At 52.1% G+C, this 19,171-nt stretch carries 20 protein-coding genes; all 20 read left to right on the forward strand.

Annotation, left to right across the window (positions count from 1 at the left end; all coding sequences use genetic code 11):
- Window positions 1–122: 122 nt before the first annotated feature.
- The gene (locus tag J2T37_RS10580) at window positions 123–854 is read left to right on the forward strand and encodes a TIGR00730 family Rossman fold protein (protein ID WP_253355744.1); all 732 of its coding nucleotides are present in this window, start codon (window positions 123–125) and stop codon (window positions 852–854) included.
- Window positions 855–1,128: 274 nt separating this feature from the next.
- Window positions 1,129–1,485: an NADH-quinone oxidoreductase subunit A gene (locus J2T37_RS10585; RefSeq protein WP_253355746.1), complete on the forward strand. Its 357-nt coding sequence runs from the start codon at window positions 1,129–1,131 to the stop codon at window positions 1,483–1,485.
- Complete coding sequence (locus tag J2T37_RS10590) at window positions 1,476–1,955, forward strand: NuoB/complex I 20 kDa subunit family protein (protein ID WP_253355748.1); 480 nt, start codon at window positions 1,476–1,478, stop codon at window positions 1,953–1,955. The genes J2T37_RS10585 and J2T37_RS10590 overlap by 10 nt, the downstream gene beginning before the upstream one ends.
- Window positions 1,956–1,964: 9 nt before the next feature.
- On the forward strand, window positions 1,965–2,555 hold the full coding sequence (locus J2T37_RS10595; protein WP_253355750.1) for an NADH-quinone oxidoreductase subunit C: 591 nt from the start codon (window positions 1,965–1,967) through the stop codon (window positions 2,553–2,555).
- Window positions 2,556–2,625: 70 nt separating this feature from the next.
- On the forward strand, window positions 2,626–3,810 hold the full coding sequence (gene nuoD, locus J2T37_RS10600; RefSeq protein WP_301286383.1) for an NADH dehydrogenase (quinone) subunit D: 1,185 nt from the start codon (window positions 2,626–2,628) through the stop codon (window positions 3,808–3,810).
- Window positions 3,810–4,283, forward strand: a complete 474-nt coding sequence (gene nuoE / locus J2T37_RS10605) for an NADH-quinone oxidoreductase subunit NuoE (RefSeq protein WP_253355754.1) — start codon at window positions 3,810–3,812, stop codon at window positions 4,281–4,283. Before nuoD ends, nuoE begins: the two co-directional genes overlap by 1 nt.
- Complete coding sequence (gene nuoF / locus J2T37_RS10610; RefSeq protein WP_253355756.1) at window positions 4,283–5,578, forward strand: NADH-quinone oxidoreductase subunit NuoF; 1,296 nt, start codon at window positions 4,283–4,285, stop codon at window positions 5,576–5,578. The genes nuoE and nuoF overlap by 1 nt, the downstream gene beginning before the upstream one ends.
- 78 nt (window positions 5,579–5,656) lie before the next feature.
- Complete coding sequence (locus tag J2T37_RS10615; RefSeq protein WP_253355758.1) at window positions 5,657–6,076, forward strand: ACT domain-containing protein; 420 nt, start codon at window positions 5,657–5,659, stop codon at window positions 6,074–6,076.
- Window positions 6,077–6,241: 165 nt separating this feature from the next.
- Window positions 6,242–8,503, forward strand: coding sequence for an NADH-quinone oxidoreductase subunit NuoG (nuoG, locus tag J2T37_RS10620; protein ID WP_253355759.1), 2,262 nt, complete (start codon window positions 6,242–6,244; stop codon window positions 8,501–8,503).
- Window positions 8,504–8,505: 2 nt separating this feature from the next.
- Complete coding sequence (nuoH, locus tag J2T37_RS10625) at window positions 8,506–9,582, forward strand: NADH-quinone oxidoreductase subunit NuoH (protein WP_253355760.1); 1,077 nt, start codon at window positions 8,506–8,508, stop codon at window positions 9,580–9,582.
- 147 nt (window positions 9,583–9,729) lie between these two features.
- On the forward strand, window positions 9,730–10,332 hold the full coding sequence (locus J2T37_RS10630; protein ID WP_253355761.1) for a hypothetical protein: 603 nt from the start codon (window positions 9,730–9,732) through the stop codon (window positions 10,330–10,332).
- An 80-nt stretch (window positions 10,333–10,412) separates the two neighbouring features.
- Window positions 10,413–10,892 carry an NADH-quinone oxidoreductase subunit NuoI gene (gene nuoI, locus J2T37_RS10635; RefSeq protein ID WP_253355762.1) on the forward strand — a complete coding sequence of 160 codons (480 nt, stop codon included), beginning with the start codon at window positions 10,413–10,415 and terminating at the stop codon, window positions 10,890–10,892.
- A gap of 12 nt (window positions 10,893–10,904) precedes the next feature.
- Complete coding sequence (locus J2T37_RS10640; protein ID WP_253355763.1) at window positions 10,905–11,570, forward strand: NADH-quinone oxidoreductase subunit J; 666 nt, start codon at window positions 10,905–10,907, stop codon at window positions 11,568–11,570.
- Entirely contained in the window at window positions 11,567–11,872 is a 306-nt protein-coding gene (gene nuoK, locus J2T37_RS10645; RefSeq protein ID WP_253355764.1) for an NADH-quinone oxidoreductase subunit NuoK, read from the forward strand. Before J2T37_RS10640 ends, nuoK begins: the two co-directional genes overlap by 4 nt.
- A 17-nt stretch (window positions 11,873–11,889) precedes the next feature.
- Entirely contained in the window at window positions 11,890–13,914 is a 2,025-nt protein-coding gene (gene nuoL / locus J2T37_RS10650; RefSeq protein WP_253355765.1) for an NADH-quinone oxidoreductase subunit L, read from the forward strand.
- A gap of 72 nt (window positions 13,915–13,986) precedes the next feature.
- Window positions 13,987–15,483: an NADH-quinone oxidoreductase subunit M gene (locus J2T37_RS10655; RefSeq protein WP_253355775.1), complete on the forward strand. Its 1,497-nt coding sequence runs from the start codon at window positions 13,987–13,989 to the stop codon at window positions 15,481–15,483.
- An 8-nt stretch (window positions 15,484–15,491) separates the two neighbouring features.
- Window positions 15,492–16,934, forward strand: coding sequence for an NADH-quinone oxidoreductase subunit NuoN (gene nuoN, locus J2T37_RS10660; RefSeq protein WP_253355767.1), 1,443 nt, complete (start codon window positions 15,492–15,494; stop codon window positions 16,932–16,934).
- A gap of 141 nt (window positions 16,935–17,075) precedes the next feature.
- Window positions 17,076–17,375 (forward strand): DUF2818 family protein, encoded by a 300-nt coding sequence (locus tag J2T37_RS10665; protein ID WP_253355769.1) that lies wholly within the window; start codon window positions 17,076–17,078, stop codon window positions 17,373–17,375.
- Window positions 17,376–17,420: 45 nt separating this feature from the next.
- Window positions 17,421–18,545, forward strand: coding sequence for a glutamate 5-kinase (gene proB, locus J2T37_RS10670; protein WP_253355771.1), 1,125 nt, complete (start codon window positions 17,421–17,423; stop codon window positions 18,543–18,545).
- Between the two features lie 48 nt (window positions 18,546–18,593).
- Window positions 18,594–19,103 carry a hypothetical protein gene (locus J2T37_RS10675; RefSeq protein ID WP_253355773.1) on the forward strand — a complete coding sequence of 170 codons (510 nt, stop codon included), beginning with the start codon at window positions 18,594–18,596 and terminating at the stop codon, window positions 19,101–19,103.
- Window positions 19,104–19,171 lie beyond the last annotated feature (68 nt).

Below are 19,171 nucleotides of genomic sequence, written 5' to 3' on the forward strand. Positions count from 1 at the left end.
GCGTTTTAACAACAGTGAAATAAAATCTCAAATTTCTATTTTGAAACAGTTAGTAAAAGGTAATTTGCTCTAATTATCTAGTACAGCCCCTAAATCTATTCCGCGACCGATAAGGAGAAAAAATGAGTTTGAACAATAAATTACCCACACCTAACCTGCCTGACGAAACCCGCCGCGACATTCAGGCGCGGGAGTCGTATCATGTGTTGAAGATTATTTCCGAATTTGTCGAAGCTGGGGAGGAGCTGCGCGCCATCCAACCGGCGGTCAGCATTTACGGCAGCGCCCGCATTGCGCCTGAGCAGCCGTATTACGCCCTGACCGAACGCCTGTCGCGCAAACTGTCGGATGCCGGTTTTTCCGTGATTTCCGGCGGTGGGTCGGGTATTATGGAAGCGGCCAATAAAGGCGCTTTTGCCGGCGCGAGTCCGGCGGTGGGGCTGAATATTGTGCTGCCGCACGAGCAGCAAGCCAATCCGTATCAGGATTTGTCGGTGAAATTCCAGCATTTTTTCCCGCGCAAAGTGATGTTTATGAAACATGCCGTGGCCTATGTGGTCATGCCGGGCGGTTTTGGTACGTTGGACGAATTGTTTGAAAGCCTGACACTGGTGCAAACGGGCAAAACCCCCAACCGGCCGATTATTTTGGTGGGTTCGGCATTTTGGGCGGGGCTGCTCGATTGGGTGCGCGAGCAATTATTGGGTAACGGCCTGATTGCCGCCAAAGACTTGGATTTGATTCAGGTAATTGATGACGAAGACGACATCATCGCCCATATTTTCGCCCATTACGAAAACCGTTTGGAAGATTTGACCGATAGCGGCAATGACGCTTGGCTGCTGGGTTTGTAACGGAAAACCGGAATGAGGCCGTCTGAAAATCTTACCGGCAATATCGCGGTAAGCCTGTTCAGACGGCCTTTTTGCCTGTTTTGCAAATAAAAAGGCATACCCTATTTCAATAACAAATAAGAATATAAACAAGAATCGTTATCATAAACATATTGAATTTATTGGACTTTTTTTGTGAAATTGCCAGAATATTGCTTTAACTAAAGTCAGAAAACCGCTAGAATCTCAAAATATTTTACCGATATTTGATTTATATTAACACGCAGGTGCAACGATGTTGGCCAGTTACTTTCCCGTCCTTGTCTTTATCCTCATCGGCCTGATTGCCGGTGTCGCCTTTATTTTGCTCGGCTCTATCTTAGGGCCGAAGCACCACTACGCCGAAAAAGACACGCCTTTCGAGTGCGGTTTCGAAGCCTTTGAAAACGCGCGCATGAAGTTTGACGTGCGCTATTATCTGGTGGCGATTCTCTTCATCCTGTTTGATTTGGAAGTGGCGTTTATGTTTCCGTGGGCGGTGGTCTTTAAGGATTTGGGCGCATACGGATTCTGGTCGATGCTGGTGTTTATCGTGGTGTTGACCGTCGGTTTTGTTTACGAATGGAAAAAAGGTGCGCTGGAATGGGAATAGAAGGCGTTTTGAAAAAAGGTTTTGTCACCGTCAGCGCGGATACGGTGCTCAACTATATGCGTACCGGCTCGCTGTGGCCGGTCACTTTCGGTCTGGCCTGCTGCGCGGTGGAAATGATGCACGCGGGTATGGCGCGTTACGACCTTGACCGTTTCGGGATTATTTTCCGCCCCTCGCCGCGCCAGTCCGACCTGATGATTGTGGCCGGTACCCTGACCAACAAAATGGCGCCCGCCCTGCGCCGCGTGTACGACCAAATGGCTGAACCGCGCTGGGTGGTGTCCATGGGTTCGTGCGCCAACGGCGGCGGCTATTACCATTATTCTTATTCGGTGGTGCGCGGTACCGACCGTGTGGTACCGGTTGACGTATATGTCCCCGGCTGTCCGCCGACCGCCGAAGCCCTGATTTACGGCCTGATTCAGCTCCAGCAGAAAATCAAGCGCACATCCACCATCGCGCGCGACTAGGAGAATACGATGGCAGACGTAAAAAAACTCTATGATACCGTCGGCAGCATTTTGGGCAGCCTGGCGTCAAAAATCATCAATCGCTTGGGCGAAATTACCGTTGAATGTAGCGCGGCGGATTACCGCCAGGTCATGCAAACCCTGCGCGACCACGATTTGTTGCATTTCGAGCTTTTGGTGGACTTGTGCGGTGTGGACTATTCCGCCTACAAAAACGAGCCGTGGCAGGGCAAACGCTTTGCCGTGGTCAGCCAGCTTTTATCGGTAAAAAACAACCAGCGTATCCGCGTACGTGTGTGGGCGGATGACGATGATTTCCCGATGGTGGCTTCTGTGGTCGATCTATACAACAGCGCCGACTGGTACGAGCGCGAAGCCTTCGATATGTACGGCATTCTGTTTGACGGCCATCCCGACCTGCGCCGCATTCTGACCGACTACGGCTTTATCGGCCATCCGTTCCGCAAAGATTTTCCCGTTTCCGGCCATGTCGAAATGCGTTACGACGAAACCGAAAAACGCGTTATTTACCAACCTGTAACCATCGAACCGCGCGAGATTACCCCGCGTATCGTGCGCGAGGAGAACTACGGTGGCTAATACCCAAAAATTACGAAATTACACCATCAACTTCGGCCCGCAGCATCCGGCGGCGCACGGCGTATTGCGCATGATTCTGGAGTTGGAGGGCGAGACCATCGTCCGCGCCGACCCGCATATCGGCCTCCTGCACCGTGGTACGGAAAAGCTGGCCGAAACCAAAACCTATATCCAAGCGCTGCCGTATATGGATCGCTTGGACTATGTGTCTATGATGGTAAATGAGCAGGCCTACTGCTTGGCAGTGGAAAAGCTGGCCGGTATCGAAGTGCCGATTCGCGCCCAATACATCCGCGTGATGTTTGCCGAAGTGACCCGTATTCTGAATCACCTGATGGGCGTCGGTTCGCACGCGCTCGACATCGGCGCGATGACCGCGATTCTGTATGCCTTCCGCGACCGCGAAGAGCTGATGGATTTATACGAAGCTGTATCCGGCGCACGTATGCATGCGGCGTATTTCCGTCCGGGCGGCGTGTACCGCGATTTGCCCGACTTTATGCCCAAATACGAAAGCAGCAAGTTCCGTAACGCCAAAGTGTTGAAGCAGCTCAACGAAGCGCGCGAAGGCACTATGCTCGACTTTATCGACGCCTTCTGCGAGCGTTTCCCGAAAAACATCGATACCTTAGAAACCCTGTTGACCGACAACCGCATTTGGAAACAGCGTACCGTCGGTATCGGTGTGGTGTCGCCTGAGCGAGCCATGCAAAAAGGCTTTACCGGCGTGATGTTGCGCGGTTCCGGCATTGAATGGGACGTGCGTAAAACCCAGCCGTATGAAGTCTATGACAAAATGGATTTCGATATCCCGGTTGGCGTGAATGGCGATTGCTACGACCGCTACCTGTGCCGCATGGCCGAGCTGCGCCAATCCGTGCGCATTATCAAACAATGCGCCGATTGGCTGCGCGTCAATCCCGGCCCGGTGATTACCGAAAACCACAAATTCGCCCCGCCCAAACGCGAAAACATGAAACAGGGCATGGAAGATTTGATTCACCATTTCAAACTGTTTACCGAAGGCATGCACGTACCCGAGGGCGAAACCTATACCGCTGTCGAACACCCGAAAGGCGAGTTCGGCGTTTACATCATTTCAGACGGCGCCAACAAACCCTACCGCCTGAAAATCCGCGCACCGGGCTTCGCCCACCTGCAAGGCATGGACGAAATGGCCAAAGGCCACATGCTGGCCGACGTCGTGGCCATCATCGGTACGCAAGACATCGTATTCGGGGAGGTTGACCGTTAATGTTATCCGCTGAATCACTGCAACAAATCGACAACGAGCTGGCCAAATATCCGGCCGACCAGCGCCGCTCCGCCATTATGAGTGCACTGCGTATCGCCCAAGTGGAAAAAGGCTGGCTTTCCAGCGAAACCATCGCCTTTGTCGCCGACTACGTCGGCATTCCGGCTGCGCAAGCCTATGAAGTGGCGACGTTTTACAATATGTACAACCTCGAGCCGGTGGGCAAATACAAGCTGACCGTCTGCACCAACCTGCCCTGCGCCCTGCGCGGCGGCGTGAATGCGGGCGAATACCTGAAGCAGAAACTCGGTATCGGCTATGGCGAAACCACCGCCGACGGCAAATTTACCCTGATTGAGGGCGAATGCATGGGTGCCTGCGGCGACGCGCCGGTAATGTTGGTCAACAACCACAAAATGTGCAGCTTTATGACCGAAGACGCGATTGAGAAAAAATTGGCGGAGTTGAACTGATGGCGATTTATCAAAGCGGTGTCATCTTCAACCAAGTGGACACCACCCAACCCGACTGCTGGACGCTCGCCGCTTACGAAAAGCGCGGCGGCTATCAGGCATTGCGCAAAATTTTGGCCGGCGGCATGAGCCAGACCGACGTGATTGAAGAGCTGAAAACCTCCAGTCTGCGCGGTCGCGGCGGTGCGGGTTTCCCCACCGGTTTGAAATGGAGCTTTATGCCGCGCTCCTTCCCCGGCGATAAATATGTCGTCTGCAATACCGATGAGGGCGAACCGGGTACGTTTAAAGACCGCGACATCATCATGTTCAATCCGCATGCGCTGATTGAAGGCATGATTATCGCCGGTTTCGCCATGGGCGCGGGTGCGGGCTACAACTACATCCACGGCGAGATTTTTGAAGGCTACCTGCGCTTTGAAGCCGCGCTGGAAGAGGCGCGCAAAGCCGGTTATCTGGGCGGCAATATTTTAGACAGCGGTTTTTCATTCGAGCTGTTTGCCCACCACGGCTATGGCGCGTATATCTGCGGCGAAGAAACCGCCCTGCTGGAATCGCTGGAAGGCAAAAAAGGCCAGCCGCGTTTCAAGCCGCCGTTCCCTGCCTCTTTCGGCTTGTACGGCAAGCCGACCACTATCAACAATACCGAAACCTTTTCTTCCGTGCCGTTTATTATCCGCGACAGCGGCAAAGCCTTTGCCGAGCGCGGTATTGAAAACGCCGGCGGTACCAAATTGTTCTGCATTTCCGGCCACGTCGAGCGACCGGGCAACTACGAAATTCCGCTGGGCACGCCGTTTGCCGAATTATTGGAAATGGCCGGCGGCATGCGCGGCGGTAAAAAGCTGAAAGCCGTGATTCCGGGCGGTTCGTCCGCGCCGGTGTTGCCTGCCGACATCATGATGTCCTGCAATATGGATTTCGACTCGCTGTCTAAAGCCGGTTCTATGCTGGGTTCGGGCGCGGTCATTGTGATGGATGAAGATGTATGTATGGTTAAAGCCTTGGAACGCTTGAGTTATTTCTATTACGAAGAATCCTGCGGCCAATGTACGCCTTGCCGCGAAGGTACCGGCTGGCTTTACCGCATTGTGCACCGTATCGCCGAAGGCAAAGGCCGCATGGAAGACTTGGAATTGTTGGATTCCATCGGCAACCAAATGGCCGGCCGCACCATCTGCGCCTTGGCCGACGCCGCCGTCTTCCCCGTGCGCAGCTTTACCAAACACTTCCGCGACGAGTTTGTGCATTACATCGAACACGGTGAGCCGAAAAAAGCGCATAAGTGGTGTTGATAAACGTGTATTTTGCACATTAATAATGCCGTCTGAAAAATCAGACGTTTTCAGACGGCATCGTAAACAGAGAGACGCATGACCAGTTCTATCCGCGATTTGGATATTCTGCTCAGTACCATGCAGCCCGAGCTGCGCGACGGCGTTTATTGCTTTGCCACTTTAACGCATGACCGTATGAGTCAAATCAGCGCCGCCGATATTTTGGCTTCCATTCGGGAAGACGAAGGCTTGTCGGTGGTGGTGCACGAAGAAACCGCGTTGCAATACGGCCTGCCTGCAGATTTTCGTGCCGCTTGGATTACCCTGACGGTACATTCCGACCTCGCCGCCGTGGGCTTGACCGCCGCTTTTGCGACTGCATTGGGGCAGGCAGGTATCAGTTGCAATGTCGTCGCGGGCAACTGCCACGACCATATTTTTGTACCGCATAAACAGGCGCAGCAGGCCATGACCGTGTTGCGCGAAGTGCAGCAGAATGCGGCAAAGGCCGTCTGAAAAAGATATTCGTAGCGGAGTGTCATAGGTTGGGTTGTAAACCCAACAAAATGGCCGACGTTGGGTTGGCAACCCAAGCTACAAAATTACGGCGGTTTGAAACCTTTTTCAGACGGCCTCCCAAAAATCATTCAAAACACCTATCGTAACTAGGAACGAATCACCATGTTACAAATCGAAATCGACGGCAAACAGACCACAGTAGCGCAAGGTACGACCGTAATCGAAGCGGCGCACCAGCTGGGTACGTATATCCCGCATTTCTGCTACCACAAAAAGCTGTCCATCGCCGCCAACTGCCGTATGTGTCTGGTGGACGTGGAAAAAGCGCCCAAGCCGCTGCCGGCTTGCGCCACGCCCGTGACCGACGGCATGATTGTGCGCACCCATTCGCCCAAAGCCAAAGAAGCGCAGACAGGGGTGATGGAGTTTCTGCTGATCAACCACCCGCTCGATTGCCCGGTCTGCGACCAGGGCGGCGAGTGCCAGCTGCAGGATTTGGCCGTAGGTTACGGCAAAACGGCCAGCCGCTACACCGAAGAAAAACGCGCCGTGGTCGGCAAAGACATGGGCCCGTTGGTATCGGCCGAAGAGATGAGCCGCTGTATCCACTGTACCCGTTGCGTGCGCTTTACCGAAGAAATTGCCGGCGTGCAGGAAATCGCCATGGCCGGACGCGGCGAACACTCCGAAATCATGCCGTTTATCGGCCGTGCGGTGGAAACCGAATTGTCGGGCAACGTAATTGATTTGTGTCCGGTCGGTGCGCTGACCAGCAAACCGTTCCGTTTCGATGCGCGTTCGTGGGAGTTGAACCGCCGCAAATCGGTGTCGGCGCATGACGCGTTGGGCAGCAATTTAATCGTACAGACCAAAGAACACACCGTTCGCCGCGTACTGCCGTTGGAAAATGAAGCCATCAACGAATGCTGGCTGTCCGACCGCGACCGCTTCGCCTACGAAGGCCTGTATCACGCAAGCCGTCTGAAAACGCCGCACATCAAACACGGCGGCGAGTGGAAACCGGTAGATTGGCCGACCGCGCTGGAATATGTGCGCAAAACGCTGGACTGCATTGCCAAAGAAGAGGGCAAAGACAGCGTCGGTATTTGGGCCAATCCGATGAACACGCTGGAAGAGCTGTATCTGGCGAAAAAACTCGCCGCCGGTTTGGGTATCAAACATTTCGATACCCGCCTGCGCCAGCAAGACAGCCGTCTTTCAGACGGCCTCAGCGGTGCGCAATGGCTGGGTCAGAGCATTGAAGACTTGGCGGCGAATGAAGCCATGTTGGTGGTTGGTGCCAATCTGCGCAAAGAGCAGCCGCTGCTGACCGCCCGCTTGCGCCGTGCTACACATGAGCAATTGAAATTGAGCATTATCGGCAGCAGCAAAGAAACGCTGTATATGGATTTGGCCGCGCAAGAAGTGCTGCACCCGTCTGCCTGGGCAGACCGTCTGAACGACTTGGCCGCCGATTTAAACCAAGACATTGCTGCTGATTTGAAAAACGCGGAAAAAGCGGCGATTGTGTTGGGCGCGGAAGTGCAAAACCACCCCGATTACGCCGCCATTTACGCCGCCGCGCAACGCTTGGCCGAGCAGACCGGCGCGACTTTGGGCATTCTGCCGCAAGCGGCCAACAGCGTCGGTGCAGATATCTTGGGTGTGAACGCGGGTCAGAGCATTGCCGCCATGAGTGCCGCGCCGAAAAAAGCCGTGTTGCTGCTGAATGTCGAGCCGGAGATTGATGTTGCCAACGGTGCGCAAGCCGTGGCCGCCTTGAAACAGGCGCAAAGCGTGATGGCGTTTACCCCGTTTGTCAGCGATACCCTGTTGGACGTGTGCGACATCCTGTTGCCGATTGCGCCGTTTACCGAAACCTCCGGCAGCTTTGTCAACATGGAAGGCCGTCTGCAATCGTTCCACGGTGTCGTACAGGGCTACGGCGAATCGCGCCCTTTGTGGAAAATCCTGCGCGTGTTGGGTAATCTGTTTGAACTTGATGGTTTCGATTATCACGATACCGCCGCGATTTGGCAGGAAGCCCTGCCGCAAGGCGTGCAACAAACCCGCCTGAACAACCGCACTACGCTTGAAACCAAAGCGCAAGCCGTTCAGACGGCTTCACTGGTGCGTGTCGGCGGGGTAGGTCTGTATCATACCGACGCCATTGTGCGCCGTAGTGCGCCCTTGCAGGAAACTTTCCACGCCGCCGTGCCTGCCGCACGCGTACATCCGGCAACGCTGGCCAAACTCGGCTTGCAAGACGGCGCAAATGCGACCGCCAAACAGGGCGGCGCAGCAATCAATGTCATTGTGGCTGCCGATGCAGCCGTAGCTGAAAATGTGGTGTACCTGCCGCTGCATACCGAAAATGCGGCGTTGGGTGCGTTGATGGATACAATCGAACTGGTGGGAGTGTAATCATGCAAGAATGGTTCCAAACGCTGTTTGCCGCCACTCTCGGCATGGGCGAAATCGGCAATACTGTCGGGCTGGTGGTGTCGGTGGTACTCAAAATCGTGATTATTTTGATTCCGCTGATTTTGACCGTGGCCTATCTGACTTACTTCGAGCGTAAAGTCATCGGCTTTATGCAGCTGCGCGTCGGCCCGAACGTGACCGGCCCGTGGGGTCTGATTCAGCCGTTTGCCGACGTGTTCAAACTGCTGTTTAAAGAAGTGACCCGTCCGAAGTTGTCCAACAAAGCCTTGTTCTACATCGGCCCGATGTTGTCGCTGGCGCCGTCATTTGCGGCGTGGGCGGTGATTCCGTTCAACGAAGAATGGGTATTGAGCAATATCCATGTCGGTCTGCTGTATATCCTGATGATTACCTCGCTGTCGGTGTATGGCGTAATTATTGCGGGCTGGGCGTCCAACTCCAAATATTCGTTTTTGGGCGCAATGCGCTCTTCCGCGCAGAGCATTTCCTACGAAATCGCCATGAGCGCGGCGTTGGTGTGTGTGGTGATGGTGTCCGGCAGCATGAACTTCCACGACATCGTCGCTTCACAAGCAAAAGGCATTGCCGGCGGTTCGATTTTCTCGTGGAACTGGCTGGCGCTGTTCCCCGTTTTTATCGTGTATCTGATTTCTGCCGTGGCCGAAACCAACCGTGCGCCGTTTGATGTGGCCGAGGGTGAGTCTGAGATTGTGGCCGGTTTCCACGTCGAATATTCCGGTTTTGCCTTTGCCTTGTTTTTCCTGGCCGAATACATTTTCATGATTCTGATTGCCGCGCTGACTTCGCTGATGTTCTTCGGCGGCTGGCTGTCGCCTTTCCCGCAAAGCTGGGGATTTATCGGCACACCGAGCGCGTTTTGGATGTTTGCGAAAATGGCGTTTGTGTTATACGGCTATCTGTGGATTCGCGCCACCTTCCCGCGCTACCGCTACGACCAAATCATGCGCTTGGGCTGGAAAGTGCTGATACCGATCGGTTTCGCCTTTATCGTCATTCTGGGCGCGTGGATGATTTCGCCTTTGAGTCTGTGGAAGTAAATTTACAAATCATTGGAGACGAGAAGATAGGGTATTACTTAGCCCTATCTAATTTAAAGAATGATTAGAAATCTGACATTGACTTGAAAATCTTGAGAAAAAGGATTTTTGTCCTTTTTAGAAGGAAGTAAGAGCTTAGGAATGGAAATGTGGGATAACTTTATTAAGTTGGCAGAAGCGTTCGGCGAAGATAAAGGATATGAAAAGTCTATTCAAATATTAAAGAATCTGGAAGATTTAGAAGTAGCCATATTGATTGTATTTCTCCTAACGGTCATTTTAATATATCAGATATTTCAATGTTATAAAAAGAAAAAGAAAAGTAGCGAGGAGCAGAATAAAGATAAGGAAGAAAAAAAGAGTAGTCTACTTAAATATTTTGATACTTGTACACAAAAGCTAGAAGGAAAAGCTAAAGATAATTTAAAAATAAAAAAGCAAGATAAGAAGTATACAAAAGGAAATTTTTATCATGAGACTACAGATGAAAAGATTGAAGGCTGGAGAATATATAGGGAATTAATTGAAAAAGATAAGAAAATTGAAAAGCATTTAGCAAGACTTCAAGATGTTGCAAAGGATTTCCAAGAATATAGGAAAGATAATTTTTTTAAAAAGCCGGAAGCAGTTGAAGATAAAGATATCGATGCTCTGAAAAAGAGAATAAGGGAGCTGAAGAGCAAATTAAATGGCAATGACCAAGACCAAAATTATGATGATGGGCAAGTTACGCAAGTAGATAATAGTTAATAATCAAAGTGATATGCTGTTTGAAATGGCAATATTTAATTAATAGAGTACCAAGAACCCGAAAGGGTAGGTGTAGATTTATGGCAAACCTAGTAAAAACTTTCCTGCTGGGCGAACTCGTCAAAGGCATGGGCGTGACGCTCAAAAACTTCTTCGCCCGCAAAGATACGATTTATTTCCCCGAAGAGAAAACGCCGCAATCGGTACGTTTTCGCGGTCTGCACGCGCAGCGGCGTTATGCCAACGGCGAAGAGCGCTGCATTGCCTGCAAACTGTGCGAGGCGGTGTGTCCGGCGATGGCGATCAACATCGAATCGGAAGAGCGGGAAGACGGCACGCGCCGTACTACGCGTTACGACATCGATTTGACCAAGTGCATTTTCTGCGGTTTCTGCGAAGAGGCCTGCCCGACCGATGCGATTGTGGAAACCCACATCTTCGAATACCACGGCGAGAAGAAAGGCGATTTGCATTTCACCAAGCCGATTCTGCTGGCCATCGGCGACAAATACGAAGCCGAAATTGCCAAGCGCAAAGCCGCTGACGCGCCGTACCGTTAAGGGAGCAGACGAATGACTTTTTCTGCAATTCTGTTTTATATTCTGGCCGCGATTGTGCTTTACGGCGCAGTCGGTACGGTAATCTCGAAAAACCCGGTACACGCCGCCCTGCATTTGGTGCTGACCTTCTGCGTCAGCGCGATGATTTGGATGCTGATGCAGGCCGAATTTCTCGGTCTGACGCTGGTGGTGGTGTATGTCGGCGCGGTGATGGTGCTGTTCCTGTTTGTGGTGATGATGTTGAACATCGACATCGAAGAGCTGCGCGCCGGTTTCTGGCGTCATGCGCCGGTGGCCGGTATCGTCGGCGTATTGCTGGCGGTGGCGGTAATTCTGATTTTGGTCAACCCGAAAACCGATTTGGCCGCGTTTGGTCTGATGAAAGACCTGCCTGCCGATTACAACAATATCCGCGATTTGGGTCAGCAGATTTACACTACTTACCTCTTGCCGTTTGAGTTGGCGGCGGTGTTGCTGCTGTTGGGCATGGTGGCGGCGATTGCGCTGGTTCACCGTAAAAACAACAATCCGAAATACATCAATCCGGCCGACCAAGTTAAAGTTAATCCGAATGTTGGCCGTATGCGCTTGGTGAAAATGCAAGCCGTTATGCCGTCTGAAAATGTAGAAAACAAAGCGGATTCAGACGGCCAGGCAGAAGGGGAGGGCAAAGCATGATTACCCTGACACATTATCTGGTATTGGGTGCGATTCTGTTCGGTATCAGCACCATGGGCATTTTTATGAACCGCAAAAACGTGTTGGTTTTGCTGATGTCCATCGAGCTTATGCTGCTGGCGGTGAATTTCAACTTTATCGCGTTTTCGCAGCACTTGGGCGATACCGCCGGACAGATTTTCGTCTTCTTCGTGCTGACTGTGGCTGCGGCCGAGTCTGCCATCGGCTTGGCGATTATGGTATTGGTGTACCGCAACCGTCAAACCATCAATGTGGCCGATTTGGATAAACTCAAAGGCTAATCGGGAGTATAAACAGAATGAACGACATGACTTTATATCTGACGATAGCCTTGGTGCCCTTGCTCGGCTCGCTGCTGGCCGGCTTGTTCGGCAATAAAATCGGACGCGCCGGTACGCATACCGTGACCATTTTGGGCGTGGCGGTATCGGCGTTGTTGTCCATCTATGTGTTGTGGGGCTTTATCAACGGCACACGCACCAAGTTTGACGAAAACGTCTATACCTGGCTGACCATGGGCGGTTTGGATTTCTCCGTCGGCTTCTTGGTGGACAGCATGACCGCCATGATGATGGTGGTGGTGACTTTTGTTTCTCTGATGGTGCATATCTACACCATCGGCTATATGCACGATGAAGAAACCGGCTATCAGCGCTTTTTCAGCTATATTTCGCTGTTTACCTTCTCCATGCTGATGTTGGTGATGAGCAACAACTTTATCCAGCTTTTCTTCGGCTGGGAAGCGGTGGGCTTGGTATCCTATCTGCTGATTGGTTTTTACTTCAAACGCCCGAGTGCGATTTTCGCCAACTTAAAAGCGTTTTTGATGAACCGCGTCGGCGACTTCGGTTTCCTGCTCGGTATTGGCTTGGTGCTGGCCTATTTCGGCGGCAGCCTGCGTTATCAAGACGTGTTTGCCTATCTGCCCAATCTTCAGACGGCCACGATTGAGCTTTTCCCCGGTGTGCAATGGTCGCTGATTACCGTAACCTGTATCTTGCTGTTTGTCGGCGCGATGGGTAAATCCGCGCAGTTTCCGCTGCATGCCTGGCTGCCTGATTCCATGGAAGGCCCGACCCCCATTTCCGCGCTGATTCACGCCGCCACCATGGTGACCGCCGGTCTATTTATGGTGTCGCGCATGTCGCCGATTTACGAAATGAGCGATACCGCCTTGAGCTTTATCATGGTGATTGGCGCGATTACCGCGCTGTTTATGGGCTTTTTGGGCACGGTGCAAGACGACATCAAGCGCGTGGTGGCTTATTCCACCCTGTCGCAGTTGGGTTATATGACCGTGGCGCTGGGCGCATCGGCTTACTCTGTCGCCATGTTCCATGTAATGACCCACGCCTTCTTCAAAGCCCTGCTGTTTTTGGCGGCGGGTAGCGCGATTGTCGGTATGCACCACGACCAAGACATGCGCCATATGGGTAATTTGAAAAAATACATGCCGATTACTTGGATTACCATGCTGCTGGGCAACCTAGCCTTGATTGGTACGCCGTTTTTCTCCGGCTTCTACTCCAAAGATTCGATTATCGAAGCGGCACACGCCAGCACCCTGCCGGGCAGCGGCTTTGCCTACTTTGCCGTACTCGCCAGCGTGTTTGTGACCGCGTTTTACGCCTTCCGCCAATACTTTATGGTGTTCCACGGTGAAGAAAAATGGCGCAAGCTGCCCGCCCATCATGACGACCACCATGGCGAAGAACACCACGGCTTAGGCCCGAAAGACAATCCGCACGAAAGCCCGTGGGTGATTACCCTGCCGCTGGTGTTGCTGGCGATTCCGTCGGTATTGATTGGCTACTTCACGATTGAACCTTTGGTGTACGGCGATTTCTTCAAAGACGTGATTTTCGTCAACAGCGAAGCGCACCCGACCCTTGAAATCATGCGCGAAGAATTCCACGGCCCGCTGGCCATGGTGGCGCACAGCTTGCATACCCCCGTATTGTATTTGGCAATCGCCGGTGTCGTGGCTGCTTGGCTCCTGTATGTCAAAGCGCCGCAACTGCCCGCCAAAATCGCCGCTACCTTCAGCCATGTGTACAAACTGCTGCTGAACAAATACTACATCGACGTTATCTATTACAACGTCTTCGCCAAAGGCTCGCAGGCACTCGGCCGCTTCTTCTGGAAAGTGGGCGATGTGATGATTATCGACAACGGTATCGTCAACAATGCCGCCAAACTGGTCGGCGGCGTGGCTGCCCAAGTGCGCAAAATGCAAACCGGTTTTATCTACACCTACGCCACTGCCATGATTTTTGGCGTATTAGTCTTGGTCGGTATGACGTTTTGGCGTTTGTTTGCATAGGTAGAAATTTTCAGACGGCCTCAAAGAATATAGGCCGTCTGAAACAAAAGAAATTCAATATTCGGATGATGAATCATGTCAGATAACTTACTCAGTTTGGCAATATGGATACCCATCGTGTCGGGGCTGCTGGTCTTAGCCACCGGCAACGACAAGCGTGCGCCGTTGGCGCGGGTCATCGCCCTAATCGGCGCTTTGGCCGGTTTCTTGGTAACGCTGCCGCTGTTTACCCGTTTCGACCGTTTGAGCGGCGGCTACCAGTTTACCGAGTTTCACGAGTGGATTCCGCTCTTAAAGGTCAACTACGCGCTCGGCGTGGACGGCATTTCTGTGTTGTTTATCATCCTCAATGCTTTTATTACCGTGTTGGTGGTGGCGGCAGGTTGGGAAGTGATTCAGAAGCGTGCGGCGCAGTATATGGCGGCATTCCTGATCATGTCCGGTTTGATTAACGGTGCGTTTGCCGCCCAGGATGCGCTGCTGTTTTACGTCTTCTTTGAAGGCATGCTGATTCCGCTGTATCTGATTATCGGCGTATGGGGCGGCCCGCGCCGCGTGTATGCGTCGGTGAAACTGTTTCTTTATACCTTGTTCGGTTCGCTGCTGATGTTGGTGGCGTTGGTGTACCTGCATTTTCAAACCGGCAGTTTTTCGATTGTCGATTTCCAAAACCTGAAACAGATTCCGTTGGGCGTGCAGCAGCTTTTGTTTGCGGCATTCTTCCTGTCATTTGCGGTAAAAGTGCCGATGTTTCCGGTGCATACCTGGTTGCCTGATGCCCACGTGGAAGCGCCGACCGGCGGTTCTATGGTATTGGCGGCGATTACTTTGAAACTGGGTGCCTACGGTTTCCTGCGCTTTATCCTGCCGATTGTGCCGGACGCTTCGCGCTATTTTGCTCCGGCGATTATCGTGTTGAGCCTGATTGCGGTGATTTACATCGGTTTGGTGGCTTTGGTGCAGACCGATATGAAAAAACTGGTGGCTTACTCTTCCATCAGCCATATGGGTTTTGTGACGCTGGGTATGTTTTTGTTTGCCGGCGGTTATCTTAATAATTGGGCGCTTAAAGGCGCGGTAATTCAAATGGTGTCGCACGGCTTTGTATCCGCCGCCATGTTTATGTGTATCGGAGTGATGTATGACCGCCTGCATTCGCGCGATATTGCCGATTACGGCGGCGTGGTGAACGTGATGCCGAAATTCGCTGCCTTTATGATGTTGTTTGCGATGGCCAATGCCGGTTTGCCGGCTACTTCCGGCTTTGTTGGCGAATTTATGGTGATTGTCGGCGCGGTGGAAGTGAATTTCTGGATTGGTGCACTGGCGGCGCTGACGCTGATTTTCGGTGCGTCTTACACCTTGTGGATGTATAAACGCGTAATTTTCGGTGCCATCACCAATCCGCATGTGGCCGAATTGAAAGACATCAACTGCCGCGAGTTTGCGATTTTGGCGATTTTGGCCGTGGCGGTATTGGGCATGGGCTTGTATCCGCAGGCCTTTATCGAAGTCATCCATCAGGCGGCCAACGACCTGATTAGCCAAGTGGCGCAAAGCAAGATTTGAGGTGAACAATGAATTGGACTGATTTGAACTTAATGCCCGCTCTGCCCGAAATCGTCTTGCTGACGCTCTTGGGTGTGATTCTGCTGGCCGATTTGTGGATTAGCGACAGCAAGCGTTATCTGACGCACATCATGGCGCTGCTGGCGGTGGTGATTACCGCGGTTACCCAGTTGGCGGTATGGGAGCCGGGCAGCGTATCGGCGTTTCACGGCATGTATATTGCCGACGGCATGTCGCGCTTGGCCAAATTGACGCTCTATGGCCTGACCTTCGGCCTGTTTGTATATAGCAAGCCGTATAATCAGGCGCGCAATATGTTTAGCGGCGAATTTTATACCCTGTCGCTGTTTGCCCTGCTGGGCATGAGCGTGATGGTAAGCGCGGGTCATTTCCTGACCGCCTATATCGGTTTGGAATTGCTGTCGCTGTCGCTGTATGCCTTGATTGCGCTGCGCCGTGATTCAGCTACTGCCGCTGAAGCCTCGTTAAAATATTTCGTACTTGGCGCTTTGGCTTCCGGCCTGCTGCTGTATGGTATTTCTATGGTGTACGGCTCAACAGGCTCGTTGGAATTTGCCACTGTCTTGGCGACCGCGTTCAACGAGCAGGCCAACGAATGGCTGCTGCGCTTGGGTTTGGTGTTTATCGTGGTAGCGGTGGCGTTTAAATTGGGCGCCGTGCCCTTCCATATGTGGGTACCCGACGTGTATCACGGTGCGCCGACTTCGGTGGCCGCGATGGTCGGTACGGCGCCGAAAATTGCCGCCGTGGTGTTTGCTTTCCGCATTTTGGTAACCGGTTTGGGTACGGCGCACCAAGATTGGTCGCCTATGTTGGCGATTCTTGCGGTGTTGTCGCTGCTGGTGGGTAACTTAGCCGCGATTATGCAAACCAACATCAAGCGTATGCTGGCTTACTCCACCATTTCGCATATGGGCTTTATCCTGCTAGCGTTTATGGCCGGGGCCATCGGCTTTACCGCCGGTTTGTATTACGCCATTACCTATGCGCTGATGGCCGCCGCCGGTTTCGGCGTGTTGATGGTATTGTCCACCGAAACCATCGAGTGCGAAGACATCCAAGACTTGGCCGGTCTCAACCAACGCCATGCATGGTATGCCTTTTTAATGCTGCTGGTGATGTTCTCAATGGCGGGTATTCCGCCGCTGATGGGCTTCTACGCCAAATTTGCCGTGATTATGGCGCTGCTGTCGCAAGGCTATGTCTGGTTGGCGGTGTTTGGGGTGGTAATGTCGCTGATTGGTGCGTTCTACTATCTGCGCGTGGTGAAAACCATCTACTTCGATACTGCCGAGCATGACCAGCCGGTCGGCGGCAATTATGCGGTTAAAGTGGTGTTGAGCATTAACGCTCTGCTGCTGGTGTTGTGGGGCATTATGCCGCAAACGGTGATTGACTGGTGTGCGGCAGCGTTGAACAATACCCTGTAAAACACAAAGTAGCTATTTTACGGCAGCTCCAACACGGGAGCTGCCGTTTTTGCTAAGATAACGAAACAAAAACAACCCTGTTTTCAGACGGCTTTTTCGTCAAAGGCCGTCTGAAAACAAAACACATACGCGAAAGCCTTTATGACCGCACCTATGTACATCCTGCTGCTGTTGGCGCTGATTTTCGCCAACGCGCCTTTTCTCACGCAAAAACTGTTCGGCGTGATGACTGTCAAGCGCAAACATTTCGGCCATCATTTATTGGAACTCGCTGTCGGCTACACCCTGACTGCGGCGTTGGCCTACCTGATCGAATCCCGTGCCGGTGCGGTGCAGCTGCAAGGTTGGGAATTTTATGCCGTAACCGTGTGCCTGTATCTGATTTTCGCCTTTCCGTGTTTCGTGTGGCGCTATTTTTGGCACAGCCGCAATCAGCAGTAAGGCCGTCTGAAAACATCCAAAACCCCAAATCAGGAAACCCCCATCATGACCGTACAAAACCTGTCCCAAGCCAAACTGATTGTAGTAAAAGTCGGCTCCAGTCTGGTGACCGCCGAAGGCAAAGGCATAGACCAAATCGCGCTCAACCGCTGGGCGACGCAGATTGCCGAACTCAAAGCCAAGGGCACCGATGTGATTTTTGTCTCCAGCGGCGCGATTGCCGAGGGCATTAAGCGGCTGGGTTGGGCGAAACGTCCGACCGCGCTCAACGAATTGCAGGCCGCTGCTGCCGTCGGCCAGATGGGGATTGCCCAAGCATACGAATACGCCTTCGCCTACCACGGCATTCAGACGGCACAGGTCTTGCTGACGCATGAAGATCTGAGCAACCGCACGCGCTACCTCAATGCCCGCAGTACGCTCCTCACGCTGGTCGAAAAAGGCATTGTGCCGATTATCAACGAAAACGACACCGTCACCACCGACGAAATCAAGCTCGGCGACAACGATACCTTGGGCGCACTCGTAACCAATCTGGTGGACGCCGACGCGCTGATGATACTGACCGATCAAAGCGGCCTGTATGACAGCGACCCGCGCAAAAATCCGCAGGCCAAATTTATCCATCAAATCGAAGCCGACCATCCCGAATTGGAAAGCATGGCCGGCGGCGCGGGCAGCAGCGTCGGCACGGGCGGCATGTACACCAAAGTTACCGCAGCCAAACGCGCAGCCCTCAGCGGCGCTTCCACCGTCATCGCCAGCGGTCGCGAACCGAATGTCTTGGTGCGCCTGCAACAGGGCGAATCCATCGGCACATTGTTTACCAGCACCCACAGCCGCGTGGCCGCACGCAAACAATGGCTGCTCGGCCATGTGCAAATTGCCGGTAAAGTGGTGGTGGATGAGGGCGCCGCCCGCGCCGTGGCGCAAAAACACGCCAGCCTGTTGCCGGTGGGTTGTATCGCGGTAGAGGGGCATTTCCACCGTGGAGAACTGGTGGCTGTGCTGGATAGTGACGGTAAAGAAATTGCCCGCGGCCTAAGCAATTACAGCAGTGAAGAAACCGCCAAACTGCTGCGCACCGACTCCGAACACATCGTGGCAAAACTCGGCTACGCGCATGAGGAAGAGCTGATACACCGCGATAATATGGCGTTGCATTGGTAGTTCTACTGGATTGTCAGAAATTATTTGACTAATCCATTGGAGAGAGTTATGCAGACTACTGGAGATTTTTTCTGGAATGTTTTGGAGCGTGGAGCTAAACTCATAGGTATCATTGTATCTTTAGCAACATTGCTTGGTGCCATGATAATATTTATTTATCTTCAAAATTTGCATCAGATAGGGATTTTTACTAATGTAATTTCAATGCCGTCAACGCTATTATCTCTGATAGTGATATTTACTGTAATAATAGTACTGGTTTTTGGTATTCCATTTTATTTGCCATATGGCATATGTAAAAATATTCAGCGGTATACAAGTAAAAAGGGAGGCATGATTACTTTTGGAATTTTTCATGCGTTGCCTATCCCATTATTATATGTATTGGATAGATTTTCAGTTGATATAAATGAAAAGATCTTTTTTTCTGTATATGCTTTCATTCTTTTCTTCCCAATAGCCATATTTATCTGGATTATTTATGATAATAATAAACATAAATGGAACGAAAAAATTTTTGATGTAATAATAATTTTTGGGGCTGTACTAGATAATTAGAGCAAATTACCTTTTACTAACTGTTTCAAAATAGAAATTTGAGATTTTATTTCACTGTTGTTAAAACG

Origin of the sequence: Neisseria perflava (assembly GCF_024170405.1) — a bacterium.
Classification (GTDB): domain Bacteria; phylum Pseudomonadota; class Gammaproteobacteria; order Burkholderiales; family Neisseriaceae; genus Neisseria; species Neisseria perflava_B.